At 65.3% G+C, this 16,408-nt stretch carries 18 protein-coding genes; 15 read left to right on the top strand and 3 right to left on the bottom strand.

The window, feature by feature from the left end:
* Positions 1-169 precede the first annotated feature (169 nt).
* The 7 genes from C8N34_RS18885 to C8N34_RS18855 all read left to right on the top strand — a co-directional run bounded on the left by C8N34_RS18885 (position 170) and on the right by C8N34_RS18855 (position 5,399).
* A complete protein-coding gene (locus C8N34_RS18885; RefSeq protein WP_108130101.1) occupies positions 170-655 on the top strand; it encodes a DUF721 domain-containing protein in 486 nt (161 codons plus the stop codon).
* A gap of 11 nt (positions 656-666) precedes the next feature.
* Positions 667-1,335: a DsbA family protein gene (locus C8N34_RS18880; protein WP_108130081.1), complete on the top strand. Its 669-nt coding sequence runs from the start codon at positions 667-669 to the stop codon at positions 1,333-1,335.
* A gap of 1 nt (position 1,336) precedes the next feature.
* Complete coding sequence (locus C8N34_RS18875) at positions 1,337-2,467, top strand: CaiB/BaiF CoA transferase family protein (protein ID WP_108130080.1); 1,131 nt, start codon at positions 1,337-1,339, stop codon at positions 2,465-2,467.
* A gap of 116 nt (positions 2,468-2,583) precedes the next feature.
* Complete coding sequence (locus C8N34_RS18870) at positions 2,584-2,829, top strand: DUF4170 domain-containing protein (protein ID WP_054301242.1); 246 nt, start codon at positions 2,584-2,586, stop codon at positions 2,827-2,829.
* 18 nt (positions 2,830-2,847) lie between these two features.
* Positions 2,848-4,035, top strand: a complete 1,188-nt coding sequence (locus C8N34_RS18865) for a 3-deoxy-D-manno-octulosonic acid transferase (RefSeq protein ID WP_108130079.1) — start codon at positions 2,848-2,850, stop codon at positions 4,033-4,035.
* A 3-nt stretch (positions 4,036-4,038) separates the two neighbouring features.
* A complete protein-coding gene (gene lpxK / locus C8N34_RS18860) occupies positions 4,039-5,028 on the top strand; it encodes a tetraacyldisaccharide 4'-kinase (RefSeq protein WP_108130078.1) in 990 nt (329 codons plus the stop codon).
* A gap of 35 nt (positions 5,029-5,063) precedes the next feature.
* On the top strand, positions 5,064-5,399 hold the full coding sequence (locus C8N34_RS18855; RefSeq protein WP_054303935.1) for a hypothetical protein: 336 nt from the start codon (positions 5,064-5,066) through the stop codon (positions 5,397-5,399).
* Positions 5,400-5,410: 11 nt separating this feature from the next.
* On the opposite strand, the gene C8N34_RS18850 is transcribed toward C8N34_RS18855, so the two are convergent.
* The gene (locus C8N34_RS18850) at positions 5,411-6,031 is read right to left on the bottom strand and encodes a glutathione S-transferase family protein (protein WP_108130077.1); all 621 of its coding nucleotides are present in this window, start codon (positions 6,029-6,031) and stop codon (positions 5,411-5,413) included.
* Positions 6,028-6,774, bottom strand: a complete 747-nt coding sequence (locus tag C8N34_RS18845) for a GntR family transcriptional regulator (protein ID WP_054303933.1) — start codon at positions 6,772-6,774, stop codon at positions 6,028-6,030. The genes C8N34_RS18850 and C8N34_RS18845 overlap by 4 nt, the downstream gene beginning before the upstream one ends.
* A gap of 123 nt (positions 6,775-6,897) precedes the next feature.
* Here C8N34_RS18845 and C8N34_RS18840 point away from each other — a divergent pair, with 123 nt between their 5' ends.
* From C8N34_RS18840 to C8N34_RS18805, 8 genes are all read left to right on the top strand, one after another.
* Positions 6,898-7,656 carry an SDR family oxidoreductase gene (locus C8N34_RS18840; RefSeq protein WP_054303932.1) on the top strand — a complete coding sequence of 253 codons (759 nt, stop codon included), beginning with the start codon at positions 6,898-6,900 and terminating at the stop codon, positions 7,654-7,656.
* A 23-nt stretch (positions 7,657-7,679) separates the two neighbouring features.
* Positions 7,680-8,192 (top strand): TRAP transporter small permease subunit, encoded by a 513-nt coding sequence (locus C8N34_RS18835; RefSeq protein ID WP_054303956.1) that lies wholly within the window; start codon positions 7,680-7,682, stop codon positions 8,190-8,192.
* 9 nt (positions 8,193-8,201) lie between these two features.
* The gene (locus tag C8N34_RS18830) at positions 8,202-9,506 is read left to right on the top strand and encodes a TRAP transporter large permease (RefSeq protein ID WP_054303931.1); all 1,305 of its coding nucleotides are present in this window, start codon (positions 8,202-8,204) and stop codon (positions 9,504-9,506) included.
* Positions 9,507-9,579: 73 nt separating this feature from the next.
* Complete coding sequence (locus tag C8N34_RS18825; RefSeq protein ID WP_054303930.1) at positions 9,580-10,698, top strand: C4-dicarboxylate TRAP transporter substrate-binding protein; 1,119 nt, start codon at positions 9,580-9,582, stop codon at positions 10,696-10,698.
* A gap of 66 nt (positions 10,699-10,764) precedes the next feature.
* Positions 10,765-11,883: a C4-dicarboxylate TRAP transporter substrate-binding protein gene (locus tag C8N34_RS18820; protein WP_108130076.1), complete on the top strand. Its 1,119-nt coding sequence runs from the start codon at positions 10,765-10,767 to the stop codon at positions 11,881-11,883.
* Between the two features lie 79 nt (positions 11,884-11,962).
* Positions 11,963-12,700, top strand: coding sequence for an SDR family NAD(P)-dependent oxidoreductase (locus tag C8N34_RS18815; RefSeq protein WP_108130100.1), 738 nt, complete (start codon positions 11,963-11,965; stop codon positions 12,698-12,700).
* A 13-nt stretch (positions 12,701-12,713) separates the two neighbouring features.
* Positions 12,714-13,496 (top strand): SDR family NAD(P)-dependent oxidoreductase, encoded by a 783-nt coding sequence (locus tag C8N34_RS18810; RefSeq protein ID WP_108130075.1) that lies wholly within the window; start codon positions 12,714-12,716, stop codon positions 13,494-13,496.
* Positions 13,489-15,198 carry an FAD-dependent oxidoreductase gene (locus C8N34_RS18805; RefSeq protein WP_108130074.1) on the top strand — a complete coding sequence of 570 codons (1,710 nt, stop codon included), beginning with the start codon at positions 13,489-13,491 and terminating at the stop codon, positions 15,196-15,198. Before C8N34_RS18810 ends, C8N34_RS18805 begins: the two co-directional genes overlap by 8 nt.
* Positions 15,199-15,231: 33 nt before the next feature.
* Here C8N34_RS18805 and C8N34_RS18800 read toward each other — a convergent pair whose 3' ends face one another.
* The gene (locus C8N34_RS18800) at positions 15,232-16,386 is read right to left on the bottom strand and encodes a M24 family metallopeptidase (RefSeq protein ID WP_108130073.1); all 1,155 of its coding nucleotides are present in this window, start codon (positions 16,384-16,386) and stop codon (positions 15,232-15,234) included.
* Between the last annotated feature and the right edge of the window lie 22 nt (positions 16,387-16,408).

Here is a 16,408-nt window from a genome sequence, read left to right as displayed (position 1 = left end):
TGCGTCTTTCCGATGCTGCCTGCTGGCCCGTCGGCTTGCGGGCGGCTAAGCTGCTGCGAAAGACCGAGACAGGCCAATGACCGAGACAGGCCACGGAGACAGGCCCATGACCGAGGACAACCGCGGCGATACGCCCCGCCCCGACCGCACACAGCGGCAGGGTCGGCGCATGCGCGGGTTCGAGGCGGCCTCGGGCTTGCTGAAGGATCGCATCCGCAGCGCGGGGGAAAGCCGGGGCTTCGCGGTGACGCGGCTTCTGACCCACTGGCCCGATGTGGTGGGCGCCGATCTGGCCCGCATCACCCGGCCCGTGAAGGTGGGCTTCGCGCGCGGAGCCTTCGGGGCGACGCTGACGCTGCTGGTCAAACCCACAGATGCGCCCATGGTGCAGATGCAATTGCCGCGCATCCAAGAACGGGTGAACGCCTGCTACGGCTATGCTGCCATCGGCCGCATCAGCCTGACCCAGACCGCGCCCTCGGGCTTTGCCGAGGGACAGGCGCAGTTCGCTCCGGCGCCTCCTGCGGCGCCGAAACCCGTCGCGCCCGAAATCGCCAGCAAGGCACGCGCCACCGCCGAGGGCGTGCAGGACGAGGGGCTGAGAAGCGCCCTTGAAACGCTGGCGCAGAATATCTTAACTCGCCGGAAAAGCTGAAAGGCACTGCCATGAACCTTCTGACCCGCCGCGGCCTGCTTGGCCTTGCCCTGTCCACCACGGCCATCGGCCTTTTCGGCAGCCTGCTGGGCGGCAGTGCCGCATTCGCGCAGACCGAGGCCGTGCCCGCCCCGGCGGAGGCCACGCCCGCGCCAGAGGTCACGGAGCTTGTGCTGGGCAATCCGGACGCGAAGGTCACGCTGACCGAATACGCCTCTTACACCTGCCCGCATTGCGCGAACTTTCACAGCGATGTCTTCAAGCCGCTCAAGGCCGACTACATCGACACCGGCAAGGTGAAGTTCGTCTATCGCGAGGTGTATTTCGACCGCTACGGGCTGTGGGCGGCGATGATGGCGCGCTGCGGCGGCGAGATGCGTTATTTCGGCATCAACGGCCTGCTGTTCGAAAAGCAGCGCGACTGGGCCGCTTCGGACGATCCGAATGTGGTGATCAACAATCTCAAGACCATCGGCCGCAGTGCCGGGATGACGGACGATCAGCTTGACGCCTGCTTCAAGGATCAGGCGATGGCGGAGGCCATGGTCACGAAATTCCAGGAAAACATGGAAGCCGACGGGGTGGAAGGCACGCCGACCCTGTTCATCAATGGCGCCAAGCATTCGAACATGAGCTATGCCGACCTGAAGGCACTGCTAGATGCGGAGCTTGCCAAGTAAGATGCCCGCACCTCTGGAAGGTATTCGCGTGATCGAACTGGCCCGGATTCTTGCCGGGCCTTGGGCCGGGCAGACACTGGCCGATCTGGGTGCCGAAGTCATCAAGGTCGAGGCGCCGGAAGGCGACGATACGCGCCGTTGGGGACCCCCTTTCATCGAGCGCGAGGGCGACCGCAGTGCCGCCTATTTCCATTGCTGCAACCGGGGCAAACGCTCGGTCACCTGCGATTTCCGTACGCCGGAAGGGCAGGACGTCGTGCGCCGTCTGGTGGCCGATGCCGATGTGGTGATCGAGAATTTCAAGCTGGGCGGGCTGAAGAAATACGGGCTGGATTACGAAAGCCTGCGCGCGGTGAATCCCCGGCTGATCTATTGCTCCATCACCGGCTTCGGCCAGACCGGACCCTATGCCGCCCGCGCGGGATATGACTTCATCATCCAGGGCATGACCGGGCTGATGAGCGTGACGGGCGAGCCCGAGGGCCAGCCGCAAAAGGTGGGCGTGGCGGTCACCGATGTCTTTACCGGCATCTATTCCGCCACCGCGATCCTTGCCGCGATCGTGCAGCGTGGTCGCACCGGCGAAGGGCAGCACATCGACATGGCGCTGATGGATGTGGCGACCTCGATCATGGCCAATCAGGCGATGAACTACCTCGCCACCGGCACGGCGCCGCGCAAGATGGGCAATGCGCATCCGAACCTTGCCCCCTATGCGGTGTTCGATTGCGCCGACGGCTGGATCATCCTCGCCACCGGAAACGACAGCCAGTATCGCAAGCTTTGCGGTCTGCTCGGCCTGCCCGGAATGGCCGATGATCCGCGCTTCCTGACCAACGCCGACCGCATCGCCCACCGCGAGGTGATGACCGAGGCGCTCAGCGCGGCGACGCGTGCGATGACCAAAGCCGATCTGCTGGCCGCCTGCGAGGCGCAGGGCGTGCCTGCCGGACCGATCAATGACATGGCCGAGGTCTTTGCCGATCCGCAGATCGTGGCGCGCGGTTTGCAGATCGTGCCGGACGGTGTGCCGGGCGTGCGCTCGCCCTTCACCTTCTCGGGGGCCGAACTGTCGCTGGACCGGCCTTCCCCGAAACTGGGCGAACATCAGGCAGAAATCCTGGGCGAGTGAATTTTCGGGCAAGTCCCGATTTTTCCCTGTAAATGCGGCTCTGTGACGGGGCGGCGGCTTTAACTTCGCCGCTGCTTCCGTTAGCTTGGCGACATATCTGAAAGCGGAGCTTATACATGGCGCAACGTCTGCACCTCGTCTTTGGCGGCGAGCTGGTCAGCCCGACAAAGAACGTCTTCAAGGACGTGTCAAAGATCCATGTCGTCGGCATGTTCCCCGATTACCAGACCGCCTACAGCGCCTGGAAAGCCGAGGCGCAGCGCACGGTGGATGACGCCCACATGCGCTATTTCATCGCCCATATCCACCGCCTGCGGGATGAGGCAGAGCCCGCCTCGCCGACCGAGGAGCTGGGGGCCTGATCTCCCCCGGGCGCATGAATGCCCTCCATCGGCCTGACGCTATACCAGATCGCGGCACGGAAAGAGCCGCTGGTCCGGCCCGACTGGCCGGAGCGGCCACCGGGGCGGCTGGCGTGGCTGCATGCGCCGACTGCGGATCTGGCGCCGCAGATGGCCGAACTGGCCCGCCATATCCGCGAGGAGGATGGCCACCCTGTCCTGCTGACCGCGCCCGAGCTACCTGCCGCCTTGCCTGACGGGGCGATCTGGCAGGCGCCGCCGGGGGAAAGTGCTGCGGGCGTGCGGCTGTTTCTGGATCACTGGCGTCCCGATGTGGTGTTGTTCTCGGGCGGAGAGTTGCGACCCTCGATCCTGCACGAGGCGGCGGAGCGCAGGATACCGATGGCCATGCTGGCTGCTCGGGCGCCACATCTGCCGCCGGGCCGCGATGGCTGGTATCCGGGTCTGGTGAAATCGGCGCTGGCTGATTTTACGCAGATCTGTGCGGTGGACGATGCGGCGGCCCGAAGTCTGCGCCGGTCGGTGGCCGCCAATCGCATCAGCGTCGCGGGTCGTCTGGAAGAACCCAGCCATGTGCTGCCCGGCAACGAGGCCGAACGCGAGGCGCTGGCGCATCTGTTTGCGGCGCGTCCGGTCTGGCTGGCGGCCTGTCTGCCGGAGGCCGAGGAAACAGCCGTGATCGAGGCGCACCGCGCCGCGCTGCGGCAGGCGCATCGTTTGCTGCTGATCCTTGTGCCCGAAGACCCGGCCCGTGCACCGCTGCTGGCACACCGCATGGAGGAGGCTGAGGGGTGGCAGGTCGCACAGCGCAGTGCGGATGAGGAACCCGAGCCCGATACCGAGGTCTTCCTTGCCGATACGTCAGAGATGGGGCTGTGGTATCGGCTGGCGCCGATCTGTTTTCTGGGTGGATCTCTGGCCGGAACCGGCTGCATCCGCAACCCGATGGAGGCGGCGGCGCTGGGTGCCTCGCTGATCCACGGGCCGCGCCCGGGGGCATGGGGGGCCGCGCTGGGGCGGCTGGGCGCGGCGCGTGGTGCGCGGTCCGTTGCTTCGGCGCCCGATCTGGCCGAGGCGGTGGCAGAATTGCTGGCGCCCGACCGGGCGGCGTTGCTGGCGCGCGCGGCGTGGATCGTATCATCCGAAGGGACTGAGGCGACGGCGCAGGCCCTGGCCCTCATGCGGCAATTACTGGGGGAGGGGTAGCCGATGCGCGCACCTGATTTCTGGTTCCAGCCCGCACCGAGTCTTGCCGCGCAGGTGTTGCGCCCTCTGGGTGCGCTTTACGCGGCCGCGACGGCACGCCGGGTGGCGCGGGCCGGTTATCGCGCGGCGGTTCCGGTTATCTGCATCGGCAACCTGAACGCGGGCGGTACGGGCAAGACACCGACGACCCTCGCGCTGCTGGAACGGCTTCCCGATGGCGTCCATGTGGTGACGCGCGGCCATGGCGGAACGCTTGCCGGTCCGGTGCAGGTGCAGCCCCGGCATCTGGCCTCCGAGGTGGGGGATGAGCCGCTGCTGATTGCCCCTTTCGCGCCGGTCTGGGTGGCGAAGGACCGCGCTGTCGGCGTGAAGGCCGCCGAGGCCGCCGGGGCGCGGGTTATTCTGCTGGATGACGGGTTCCAGAATCCTTCGGTGCAGAAAGATCTGTCCATCGTGGTGGTCGATGCGGCGCAGGGCTTCGGCAACGGGCTGTGCCTGCCTGCCGGGCCGCTGCGTGAACCCGTAACGGCGGGGCTGGCGCGGGCGGATTTCCTGCTGTCCATCGGGGATGTGGCGGCCCAGGCACGGTTCGCGGCGGACTTCACCGCCCCCGTGCCGCATCTGCGCGGGCGGCTGGAGGTTCTGCCCACCGGCATGGGCTGGCAGGGGGAGCGGGTGCTTGCCTTCGCCGGCATCGGCCAGCCTGCAAAGTTCTTCGCCTCGCTCAGGGCCGAAGGTGCGATCATCGCCCGCGAAGTGCCGCTGGATGATCACCAGCCGCTGTCGCCCACGCTGCTGGCGCGGTTGGAGCGGGACGCGGCGATGCTGGGCGCCCAGCTGGTCACAACTGAAAAGGATGCTGTGCGCCTGCCCGCCGCCTTCCGCCCGAAGGTGCTGACACTGCCGGTGCGGCTGCGGCTGGATGACTGGCTGCCGCTGGAGGCGGCGCTGGTCAGGATTGGCGCGCTTGCCCGGCCCGGCGATCCGGCGTAGCTGTGGGCGCGGAACGGCAAGGCGCGGAGGGTGGCATGGCAAGCGATGACGGCAAGGTGAAGCGACCGCAGCAGGTTTATACGCTGGTGGTCGAGGTCGGCCGCAAATCGGGGGACGGCCTGCCCGACAAGGCGACCGGCGCCGCGCTGATGATCTATGCCAGCGGCGTGGACGAGGCCGAGGCGGTGCGCGAAACGGTCGCCATCCTCAAACAGGCCGACCTGGCACCGCTGGACGTGTCGGGCTACGGCACGCTAGACGAACGGATTGAGGCAGGCGACGAGATCCCCGACGAGGAACGCGCGCTGATGCAGCGCGCGCTTGAGGAAAATTCGGTCGTGGTGGCGCAGATGACGCCGTTCTTCGACTGACAGGAAAAGGCTCAGCCCGCGGGAAAGCTGTCTTTCATCGAAGGGCGGGCGCTGACCGTGGCAAACCATTCGGCCAGACGCGGGCGGGTGCTGCGCCAGTCCTTGCTGGCAAAGCGGAAATCCAGATACCCCAGCGCGCAGGCGGCGGCGATGGAAGCTGCATTGAACCCGTCGGTGATCGTGGCGAACCAGCGCCCTTCCAGATCGTCCAGACCCGAATCGATCTTGTCCATCTGCCCGCGTGACCAGTCCTCCCAACGCTTTTCTTCGGGGCGCAGCGCGTTTTCATAACGGTGCAGCAGGGCGGCATCGAGCACGGATTCGGCCAGCGCTTCGGCGGTCAGCACAGCAAAGCGGCGGGCATCCTGCGGGTAAAGCGGATCACCCGCAACGCCCAGGCTGTCGACATATTGCGTGATGACCCGGCTGTCGAACAGCGGCGTGTCATCGGCCAGCAGCGCACAGGGCACCTTGCCCGAGGCATTGTGCTGCACGATGCCCGGATCACGTTTCACCGGCCCGGCAGCCGAAGGCAGCTTTTCGATCTGGTCCGCAAGCCCGCGTTCGGCGGCGGTCACCATCACCTTGCGCACATAGGGCGAGGCGGGGGAATGGAATACGCGGATGGTCATTCTGAACTCCTTTTGCTGCGGCTGGCCTTGCGGCCCTTCGCGGGTTTGTCGGGGCTGGGCATGCGAAGGAAATCCTGCGGGTAAAGCTTCAGTTGCAGGTCCAGATGCTCCAGCGCGAAGGTGATATGTTCGCGCATGATCGCCGCCGCACGTTCACCCTGGCCCTTGGCCAGCGCGCGGGCAATGCGGTGGTGATCGTCGTGCGACCGTTCGATCACGCGAAAATCCCGCCACATGATCACACGGTCCGATGCGGCGGGGACATTGTGCAGGCTTTGCACGAAGGTCCGTATCCAGGCATTGCCGGACAGATCCATCACCGCCGTATGGAAATTGACATTCATCCGGCGGTAGGCGCCAAGGTTTTCCGGCAGCAGCGCGCCGGGCTCCAGAAGTCGGTCGCCTTCGGCCACCAGATCCGCCAGATACTTGCGGGCGGCATCGGTCATATTGGCGGCGGCAAGGCGGCAGGCCATCGCCTCAAGCTCGGCCCGCACCTCGAACGCGCCCGAGACTTCGGCAATCGAGAACTCCCGCACATAGAAGCCGCGGTTGCTTTCATAGGACACCAGCCCGGTCTGGGCCAGCGTCGTCAGCGCCGCGCGCAGGGGTGTGCGCGAGATACCCAGCATTTCAGCCAGGCGATCCTGATGCAGACGGTCACCGGGCAGAAGCTCGCCGCTGAGGATCGCCTCGCGCAGCTTCTCGATGGCCAGTTCCGTGCTTGTATGTGCCTCGGTCAAGCCACCCCTCCCTTGGGTTGTTTCGCTTAATGTATCCAAAAATTGTATTTACGGAAGATTCATTTTGCAATTACCGATTAAATGTGTTCATTTCGTTTGCAACGAAGGGGAGGATCTTCGGCAATGTCGAGAATCGTACTTGTCACCGGCGCGGCTGGCGGCATTGGGGAAAGTGTGTGCCGCAGGCTGGCGGCGGACGGTTTCGGGGTGTTGGCAGCAGATCTGTCGGCCGAGGCGGCGGCACGCGTCGTGGCCGGTCTGCCGGGGCAGGGGCACCGCGCCATCGCGCTGGATGTTTCCGACGAAGCGGCGGTGGCGGATGCCTTCGCCGCAGCCGAGGCTGCGGGTGCGCCGGTGGAACATGTGGTTGCAGCGGCGGGAATCCTGCTGTTCGCAGCGAATGGCGACCGCCCGCCGATCACCGACATTTCGGTGAAAGAATGGGAGCTGACCCAGCGCGTGAACTCGACCGGCACCTTCCTGCTGTTGCGAGAATACCTGCGCGGAGCGACGCGTCGCGGCGCCACCGGCGGGCGGTTCATCGGCTTCGCCTCGGTCGCGGCGCAGCTGGGCGGCTATCGTTCCAGCGCGGCCTATATCGCGTCCAAAGGATCGGTCCTGGCGCTGGTGAAAGCGGGCGCCCGCGAGGCAGCGGCACTGGGCATCACTGTCAATGCGGTGGCGCCGGGTCTGATTGACGCGCCGATGCTGCGCCAGTCGCTGCCGCCGGAAAAGGACAGCACGGTGGCTGCCAATATCCCGCTGAACCGGATCGGCTCGCCAGGCGATGTGGCCGGGGCGGTATCGTTTCTGATGGGCGAGGACGCCGGATACATCACCGGCGCGGTGATCGACGTGAACGGCGGCTACCGGATGCAGTGATGCATCCGGCAGGGGAGGGGACGATGGTTAAGATTGCCGAAAGGCTGACGCATCTTCTGGGCTGGGCCGCCGGGGCGACCGTGGTGCTGATGATGCTGCATGTGATGATCGACGTGATCGGCAAATATGCCTTCAACGCCCCCTTGCCCGGCACGGCCGAGGTGGTGGCAGCCTATTACATGATCGGCTGCGTGTTCCTGCCGCTCGCCTGGGTCGAGGCCTCGGGCGGCTCGATCGTGGTCGAGGTGGTTTACGACAAGGTGCCGGCCCGGGTGCAGGGCGCGATGCGCTGGATCGCCGATCTGGTATCGGCCGTCTATTACAGCATCCTTGCGTGGTTTTCCTGGGATGTCGCCACTCATGCCTGGCGCATCGGCGAAACCGTGGACGGGATCTGGCGCATCACCACATGGCCCGCGAAATTCCTGCTGCCCTTCGGCTTTGTGCTGGCGGTGGTGGTCATCCTGCTGCGGCTGATCCTTGGCCCGCGCGGCCAGATCCGCACCACCGGCACGCCTGCCGTCCAAGATCTCTGAGGAAAGCCAATGGAACGTCTTGAAATCGGTTTTGCCGGGATCGCCGCCATCATGCTGCTGATCGGCATTCGGGTGCCCATCGGGGTCGCCATGGGGTCGACCGCCTTCTTCGGCATCTGGGCGATGATGGGCTTCAAGCCTGCGGTCGGCATCACCAAGGCCATTCCCTTCAACCTGATCGGTGACTGGAACCTGTCGGCTATCCCGATGTTCCTGTTCATGGGCTTCGTCGCGGTCGAGGCGGGGCTGACGCGTGGGCTGTTCGGGGCGGCGCGCATTTTCCTTGCGCGCATTCCGGGCGGGCTTGCCTCATCCACCGTTTTCGCCTCGGCGCTGTTCGGCGCGGCGAGCGGGTCCAGCGTGGCGACCTCTGCCGCCTTCTCACGCATCGCGGTGCCGGAGATGCTGCACAGCAAATATGACCCTGGCCTTGCCACGGGCTCGGTCGCGGCTTCGGGCACGCTGGCGGCTCTGATCCCGCCCTCGGTGCTGATGATTGTCTATTGTCTGCTGGTCGATACCTCGATCAACACGCTGTTCATGGCAGGTGTGCTGCCGGGTATCCTGACGGCGCTGGCCTTCATCACCATGATCACGCTGCGCTGCATGCTGAAGCCGAGCCTTGCGCCTCGCTATGTGGATCAAAGCACACGGGCCGAGAAATGGGCGCTGCTGCGCGATGCCTGGCCCCTGCCGGTGGTGACGGCCATCGTGATGGGCGGCATCTTCACCGGCGCTTTCACCGCAACCGAATCCGGCGCTGTGGGGGCTTTTCTCGCCTGTGTCATCGCAGCGCTGCGTGGGCGGCTGAACCGGCCGATGCTGGTCCGGTCGGTCATCGACACGGCGGCGGGCACCTCGGCCATCTTCATGATCGTGCTGGGCGCCGCATTGTTCGCCCGTTTCGTGGCGCTGGCCACCATCCCGAACTGGGTGATGGGGTTCTTCGAAGGCTATGACACGCTGACGATCATTCTGCTGATCTGCGTCTTGCTGGTGTTGATGGGCACCTTCATGGAGGAAATCTCGATCATGCTGCTGACCATGCCGGTTCTGGTGCCGCTGCTGCACCAGCACGGGGTGGATCTGACGTGGTTCGGCATTCTGGTCATCAAGCTGATGACCATTGGCCTGATCAGCCCGCCTGTCGGCATGAATGTTTTCGTCATCAAGACATCGCTGGGGGATCGGGTGTCGCTGAACCAGATCTTCGCCGGGGTGAGCTGGTTCATCGCGGTGGATCTGCTGGTGCTGGCGCTGCTGATCGGCTTTCCGCAGATCGCACTGTGGCTGCCGGGAATGATGAGCCGTTAAGCGCCCGCCTGGCGCGCAACTGGGGCAGATGCGCCGCGGGAGGGCGGGCATCGCCAAAAAGGGAGGAATACCAATGAAACGACTGCTGCTTGGTGCAACGCTTCTGCCGCTTCTGGCCGGTGCGGCAAGTGCCGAAACCTATCAGGCGACCAACTGGATGGCGCCCGCCCATATCCTGAACGAATTCCCGTATCAGGAGTTCGCCAAAGATGTGGCCGCCGCCTCAGGTGGCGCCATGGAGATCGAGGTCTATTCCTCGGGCGCTCTGGTACCCGCGCCGACCACGATGCAGGGCCTGGCCGATGGCGTGGCGCAGATCGGGATTGTCTATCCGGGCTATACGCCTTCGGAACTGCCGCTGAACAACACGATCAACGACATGGGCTTCGTCGCCAAGGATGACCTTGCCGCCGCCTTCGCCTGGACCGAACTCGGCCTGACCAACAAGAAGGTGCAGGCCGAATGGTCGAAGAATGGTGGTATCTTCGCTGGCGGCTATTCGACGCCCTTCTACAACTTCATCTGCATGTCGGAAATCGTGACCCCGGCCGATGTGGCGGGCAAGAAGGTGCGCGTCGCGGGCACGGCACAGACGGAATGGATTCAATCGCTGGGCGGCGTGCCGGTCTCGGTGCCGATCGGCGATGTCTATTCGGGGCTGGAGCGCGGCTCTATTGACTGCACCATGTCGGACCCGACCAACCTCGACAAGGGCAACAAGTTCTGGGAGGTCGCCAAGACCGTGAACACCCTGCCGATGGGCGTGGTGGTCGGCGCGACCTATGTGATGAACAAGGATTTCTGGGTCGGGCTGGAACCGGCACAGCGCCGCATCATCCTTGACGCCATGGCCACCGGGCTGGCGCGGTCGCAGGTGGCTTACCACGTCGGCGTGCAGGCGGCGCTGGAAGGCTCGAAGGAGCGTGGGCTGAAAGTGACCGAACCGACCCAGGAAATGCGCGATACGCTCGCCGCCTTCCAGTCGCAGGTGGCAAGCAAGCTGCCCGCCAAGGCGATGGCCGAACGCGGTATCGACGATCCGACCGACGTGCTGAACGACTATACCGCGCTTGAGGCGAAATGGACGGGCCTTCTGGCCGATGTCGACCGCACCGACGCAGATGCGGTGGCCGCGATCCTGAAAGCCAATCTCTACGACAAGATCGACGAAAACAGCTTCGGTCTGGAATGACGCCTGACTGAACCTTCCCCGGCCCGCCACAGGGCAGGGGCAACAACCGACAGGACACCCCCTAAGATGAAATCAACGCTTCTTGCGGCAGCGGCGCTTCCCTTTCTTGTGCTGCCTGCTGCCGCCGACATGTATCAGGCGACCAACTGGATGGCGCCCTCGCATATCCTGAATGGCGTCGCCTATGGCCCCTTCGTTCAGGAAATCGCCAAGGCCACCAGTGACCGGGTGAATTTCGAGGTCTATTCCTCGGGTTCGCTGGTTCCGGCGCCGACCACGCTTCAGGCCATCGGCGATGGGGTGGCGCAGCTTGGCATTGTTGCCGCCTCCTACACCCCGTCCGAACTGCCGCTGTCGGGCGTGATCAATGACCTCGCCTTCCTTGCGAAGGACGATTATGCGGCGGCCTTCGCCCTGACCGAAATCGGCGTGCTGAACCCGCAGATGGTGGCGGAATACGGCAAGCACAATGCCGTGTTTCTGGGTGGCTATTCGACGCCGATCTACAATTTCTTCTGCATGAAGCCGATCAGCGATCCGGCCTCGGTCAAGGGGCTGAAGATCCGCACCGCGGGCACGGCGCAGAACGAATGGATCGCCTTCCTTGGCGCCACCCCGGTCGCCGTGCCGATGACCGATGTCTATACCGGGCTGGAGCGCGGCTCGCTGGACTGCACGCTGTCGGATCCGACGAATCTGAAATTCGGCTACAAGTTCTGGGAAATCGTCAAATATGTGAACCGGCTGCCGCAGGGATCGTCGCTGGGCGCGACCTATGTGATGAACAAGGAGTTCTGGGCAGGGCTGTCACCGGAAGACCGCCGCGCCATCCTTGATCTGACCGGCATGGCGCTGGCCCGTGCGCAGGTCGCCTATCATCAGGGCGTCGATTCCGCGCTGAAAGGCTCGGCCGAACGCGGCATCGTGATCGAGGACGCCAATCCCGACATGGCTGCGAAGCTGAAAGAGTTCCAGGATGGCATGCTGGCGGGCCTTGCCAAGCGCACGATGGAGGCACGCGGCATCGCCGACCCGACCCCGATCATCGACGAATATCTGGCACTGGTCGCGAAATGGTCGGGCCTGCTGGAAGGCGTGGACCGCAATGATACCGAGGCCATCGCCAAGCTGGTGAACGAACAGATCTACGCCAGGCTCGATGCCAACAGCTTTGGCCTGAACTGACACGACAGCCCCGCGCAGATGCCTGCGCGGGGTCTTTCTCCGGGCCGCAATGGCCAGTCCGAATCTTCTGGTGACCCCCATGACCACAGAACCTCAATCCACCGCCATCGTGACCGGCGCAGGCTCCGGCATTGGCCGGGCCATCGCCCATCGTCTTGCCGACGACGGCTATGCCGTCATCGTGGCCGACCGGGCCGCCGAAGGTGCGCAGGAAACGGTGCGCCAGTTGCAGGCGAAGGGCCATACCGCGCGGGCCGCAGTGCTGGATATCACCGATCCGGCCGCCACACAGGCGCTGATCGACGGTGCGGCCAACCTGAGGGTGCTGGTGAACAATGCGGGCATCTTCAACACCTGCGATTTCGACAGGCTGACGGCGGATGATTTCCGCAGGATGTATGAGGTCAATCTGGTCGCCATGTTCACGCTCTGCCAGCAGGCGGCGCGCGTGTTGCCCGAAGGCGGGCGGATCATAAACCTTGCCTCGCGTGCGGCGTTCGGGGCGCGGCACTATGCGCATTATGTGGCCTCCAAGGCCGGGGTGGCAGGGTTCACCAAGGCGCTGGCGCTGGAACTGGCGGAAAAGCAGATCACGGTGAATGCGGTCGCACCGGGCGTCATCGTCACCGACATGCTGCTGGAACGTTCCGAGGGGCTGGAGGGGCTGCGTGTGCAGCAACCCTCGGGGCGGCTTGGACAGCCCGAACATATTGCTCATGCGGTCGCCTTCTTCGCAGATCCGCGCGCCGAATATGTGACGGGGCAGGTGTTGATCGTTGACGGCGGCCGGTCCGTCGGCGGCACGGCAGCGTTCTGAGGAGGGATTCGAGATGACTTTGCAACCAAGCACCCTGAACGGCCGTACCGCCATCGTAACCGGCGCAGGGCAGGGCATCGGCCTTGCGATTGCCGAGGCGCTTCTGGCCGCAGGCGCGCATGTCGTGGCGGTGGACCGCGAACCCGACGGGATTACGGCGCTCGCCACCCGTCCCGGCGTGACCGCCGTGCAGGGGGATGTGACCGACGCGGGCCTGCCCGACCAGCTTGATGCCGCGCTGGCGGCAGAGAGGCGACAGCCGGACATCCTTATAAACAATGCAGGTGTCGCGCGCGGCGCGCATGCGCTGGAAACCAGCGATGCGGATTTCACCCGGTATTTCGATATCAACGTGCTGGGCCTGTTCCGCCTGTCGCGCTGGGCTGTGGGGCGGATGATGCGCAATGGCGGCGGCGCCATCGTCAACACCGCCTCGATCTTCGGACAGATCGGCGCGCAAAGCTCCTGCGGCTATTCCGCCTCGAAAGCGGCGGTGATCGGATTGACGCGGCAGATGGCCAACGATTTCGGGCCGAACGGCATCCGCGTCAACGCGGTCGCCCCCGGTCTGATCGAAACGCCGCTGACCGCCGAACGCATCCGCACCGAGGCCTGGCGGCGGCATCAGATGATCGACGGCGCCCCGCTGCGCCGTGTCGGCACGCCGGAGGATGTCGCCCGAGCCGTGCGCTTCCTCGCCTCTGACGAGGCGTCGTTCATCACCGGGCAGATCCTTGCCGTTGATGGCGGCTGGGCCATGGGCCGCTATCCGAGGGAGGAGGCGATCTATGCGTAAACCTCTGGTGCCTGATCTGCCGGAAAGCTGCGATCTGCTGATCGTCGGCTCCGGCGCGGCGGGCATGGCCGCCGCCATTTCCGCCCGTCACCATGGCCTGTCGCCGGTCATCATCGAGAAATCCGATGTGTTCGGCGGCTCCACCGCCGTTTCGGGGGGCGCGATCTGGGTGCCCGGCAACCCGCTGGCTGCCGCTGCCGGGATGACCGACAGCCGCGAGGCCGCGCGCACCTATATCAAGGGCGAGACAGGCAATCTGTTCAACGCCGAACTGGTCGATGCCTTTCTGGACAAGGGGCCGGAGGCCATCGGCTTTTTCCATGAAAAGACCGCGCTGAAGCTGGCGCACCGGGCGTATTCGCCGGATTACCATTCCGACGCCGAGGGAGCGACGGAAGGCGGCCGGTCGCTGGATGCCGATGACTACGACGGCCGCAAGCTGGGCGCCGATCTTTATCGCATGCGCCCGCCGATTGCCGATTTCACGATCCTGGGCGGTATGCCGCTGGGGCGGCCCGACATCTTTCACTTCCTGCGCATGGCGCGCTCGGTCAAATCCGCGACCTATGCCACGAAAACCGTGCTGCGGTATCTGCGCGACCGGGTGACCCATGGCCGCAATACCCGGCTGGTGATGGGGGCTGCGGTGTCGGGGCGGCTGGCGGAAACGGTATTCGCGCTGGGCATTCCGCTGTGCACCGGGCACGAGTTGATTGGTCTGGCCCGTGATGAGACAGGCCGCGTCACGGGGGCCGAGGTCAAGGGGCCGAAGGGCCTGCGCCGCATCGCGGCCAGGCGTGGTGTGGTGCTGGCGGCGGGCGGCTATCCGCAGAACCCGGCGAAACGGGCCGGGACCTTCGATCATGTGAAACGCGGTCTGCCGCATTATTCCATGTCGCCCGCCACCGGCACCGGCGGTGCGATTGCGGCGGCCGAAGCCATCGGTGCGGCCTTTGTTGACACCAATGCCAATGGCGGTTTCTGGACCCCGGTGTCGCTGCTGCGCAATACTGATGGCTCGGTCCGGCCCTTCCCGCATCTGTTTCTTGACCGTGCGAAACCGGGTGTCATTGCCGTGGGCCATGACGGGCAGCGTTTCGTGAACGAGGCCGCCAGCTACCACGATTTCGTGCAGGGGCTGATTGCGAAACTGCTGGCCGAGGGGCAGCGGTCGGCCTGGCTGGTGGCGGATCACCGGGCGGTGCGGCGCTATGGTCTGGGGGCGGCCCATGCCTTCCCGGCGCGGATCGGCAAGCATATCGCCAGCGGCTATCTGAAGCGCGATGCCACGCTGGATGGGCTGGCGCGGCAATGCGGTATAGACCCGGCAGCGCTGGAAACGACGGTGCGGGCCTTCAACGCCGGTGCCGTGAGGGGCGAGGATGCGGCCTTCGGCAAGGGGGCCACGAGCTATCAGCGCTATCTGGGCGATGCCGAGAACAAGCCGAACCCCTGCCTGCGCCCGCTGGAAGGACCGTTCTATGCCATCGAGATCTTCCCCGGTGACATCGGCACCTCGATGGGGCTGGATGTGACGGCGGAAGGCCGGGTGAAAGACCGGCAGGGTCAGCCGATCCCCGGTCTGTTCGCCTGCGGTAACGACATCAACTCGATCATGTCGGGGGCTTATCCGGGGCCGGGCATCACGCTGGGCCCGGCGCTGGTGTTCGGCTATGTGATCGGGCAGGTTGCCGCCCAGTAAGGCAAAGGCGCCCCGCGAAGGGGCGCCGCAGCATCATTCGAACGGGCGGTCCAGACTGGCCGAGGGGGCACAGAACCAGCGCGGCCCCTCTTCGGTCATATAGGCAATGTCCTCCAGCCGGACACCGCATTCGCCATAGACGCAAAGCATCGGCTCGATGGAAAAGCACATGCCGGGGGCAAGCGGGGTGGTATCGCCTGCGACGATCCATGGCTCTTCATGCAGGTCCAGTCCGAGCCCGTGGCCGGTGCGGTGCGGCAGGCCCGGAACGGCATAGCCGGGGCCGAAGCCATCGGCGACGAGCGAGTCCCGCGCGGCGGCATCGACATCGGCACAGGCCACACCGGGGCGGGCGGCGGCAAATCCCGCCATCTGTGCGCGATACTCGCAGTCCCAGAGATGGCGCTGCCGGTCGGTCGGCGTGCCGAAGACATAGCTGCGCGTGATATCGGAATGATAGCCGTGCAGGTTGCCGCCAAGGTCAACCAGCACCATGTCACCGTCCTTCAGGCTTTGCTCGTAGGGCACGCCGTGGGGATAGGCCGTCGCCTCGCCAAACTGCACGGCGACAAAGACATGGCGCAGACCCAGCGCCTGATGCGCCGCGGTCACGAAAGCAGCCACCTCGCCCGTGGTCACACCGGGGCGCAGGCCCGTATGAACTGCCTTCTGCACCGCATGGCTGGCATCCATGGCGGTTTGCAGGATGGCCAGTTCGGTGGCCGACTTGATCCGCCGTTGCGCCGCGATCAGCGGCCCGGCCGAGGTGACGGACAGGTTTGCCGCCATCAGCCGGTTGGCAAAGCCGAAACTCATTCCGGGGTCCAGCCCGATGCGACCGGAGACGCGGGCGGGGATCAGGGCGAACGGGTCTTCGTCCTCTTCCCAGACTGCAATTGCACCGGGAATGCGGATCATGGTTTCCAGCTTGGGCCGTTCAAAATTCGGCGTCACATAGGTCAGCGACCCATCTGCTCCCACAAGCGCGCCATGCAGCCGTTCCGAGGCATGAAGCGCCAGCCCGGTGTAATAGGTCAGCGACGATGTGGCATCGAGCCAGACCGCATCCAGCCCGCCCGCGCGCATGGCGTGGCGCAGCGTATCAAGACGGCCCGAGAGTTCGGCGGAGGGAATGGCGGGCACATCGACCGGGCGGAACCCGGCCAGCAATGTATCATAGTCGGTCATCGGACTGTCCTTCGGGACCGGG

Source organism: Gemmobacter caeni, from assembly GCF_003054195.1.
Classification (GTDB): domain Bacteria; phylum Pseudomonadota; class Alphaproteobacteria; order Rhodobacterales; family Rhodobacteraceae; genus Gemmobacter; species Gemmobacter caeni.
This window is presented reverse-complemented; position numbering and strand designations above follow the sequence as displayed.

Excerpts from the sequence above, each read along its gene's own strand:
- C8N34_RS18805 (WP_108130074.1), top strand. The coding sequence starts at position 13,489 with ATGCGTAAACCTCTGGTGCCTGATCTGCCGGAAAGCTGCGATCTGCTG.
- C8N34_RS18840 (WP_054303932.1), top strand. The coding sequence starts at position 6,898 with ATGTCGAGAATCGTACTTGTCACCGGCGCGGCTGGCGGCATTGGGGAA.
- C8N34_RS18855 (WP_054303935.1), top strand. The coding sequence starts at position 5,064 with ATGGCAAGCGATGACGGCAAGGTGAAGCGACCGCAGCAGGTTTATACG.
- C8N34_RS18820 (WP_108130076.1), top strand. The coding sequence starts at position 10,765 with ATGAAATCAACGCTTCTTGCGGCAGCGGCGCTTCCCTTTCTTGTGCTG.
- C8N34_RS18815 (WP_108130100.1), top strand. The coding sequence starts at position 11,963 with ATGACCACAGAACCTCAATCCACCGCCATCGTGACCGGCGCAGGCTCC.
- C8N34_RS18830 (WP_054303931.1), top strand. The coding sequence starts at position 8,202 with ATGGAACGTCTTGAAATCGGTTTTGCCGGGATCGCCGCCATCATGCTG.
- C8N34_RS18865 (WP_108130079.1), top strand. The coding sequence starts at position 2,848 with ATGCCCTCCATCGGCCTGACGCTATACCAGATCGCGGCACGGAAAGAG.
- C8N34_RS18825 (WP_054303930.1), top strand. The coding sequence starts at position 9,580 with ATGAAACGACTGCTGCTTGGTGCAACGCTTCTGCCGCTTCTGGCCGGT.
- C8N34_RS18880 (WP_108130081.1), top strand. The coding sequence starts at position 667 with ATGAACCTTCTGACCCGCCGCGGCCTGCTTGGCCTTGCCCTGTCCACC.
- lpxK (WP_108130078.1), top strand. The coding sequence starts at position 4,039 with ATGCGCGCACCTGATTTCTGGTTCCAGCCCGCACCGAGTCTTGCCGCG.
- C8N34_RS18870 (WP_054301242.1), top strand. The coding sequence starts at position 2,584 with ATGGCGCAACGTCTGCACCTCGTCTTTGGCGGCGAGCTGGTCAGCCCG.
- C8N34_RS18810 (WP_108130075.1), top strand. The coding sequence starts at position 12,714 with ATGACTTTGCAACCAAGCACCCTGAACGGCCGTACCGCCATCGTAACC.
- C8N34_RS18835 (WP_054303956.1), top strand. The coding sequence starts at position 7,680 with ATGGTTAAGATTGCCGAAAGGCTGACGCATCTTCTGGGCTGGGCCGCC.
- C8N34_RS18800 (WP_108130073.1), bottom strand. The coding sequence starts at position 16,386 with ATGACCGACTATGATACATTGCTGGCCGGGTTCCGCCCGGTCGATGTG.
- C8N34_RS18875 (WP_108130080.1), top strand. The coding sequence starts at position 1,337 with ATGCCCGCACCTCTGGAAGGTATTCGCGTGATCGAACTGGCCCGGATT.
- C8N34_RS18850 (WP_108130077.1), bottom strand. The coding sequence starts at position 6,031 with ATGACCATCCGCGTATTCCATTCCCCCGCCTCGCCCTATGTGCGCAAG.
- C8N34_RS18885 (WP_108130101.1), top strand. The coding sequence starts at position 170 with ATGCGCGGGTTCGAGGCGGCCTCGGGCTTGCTGAAGGATCGCATCCGC.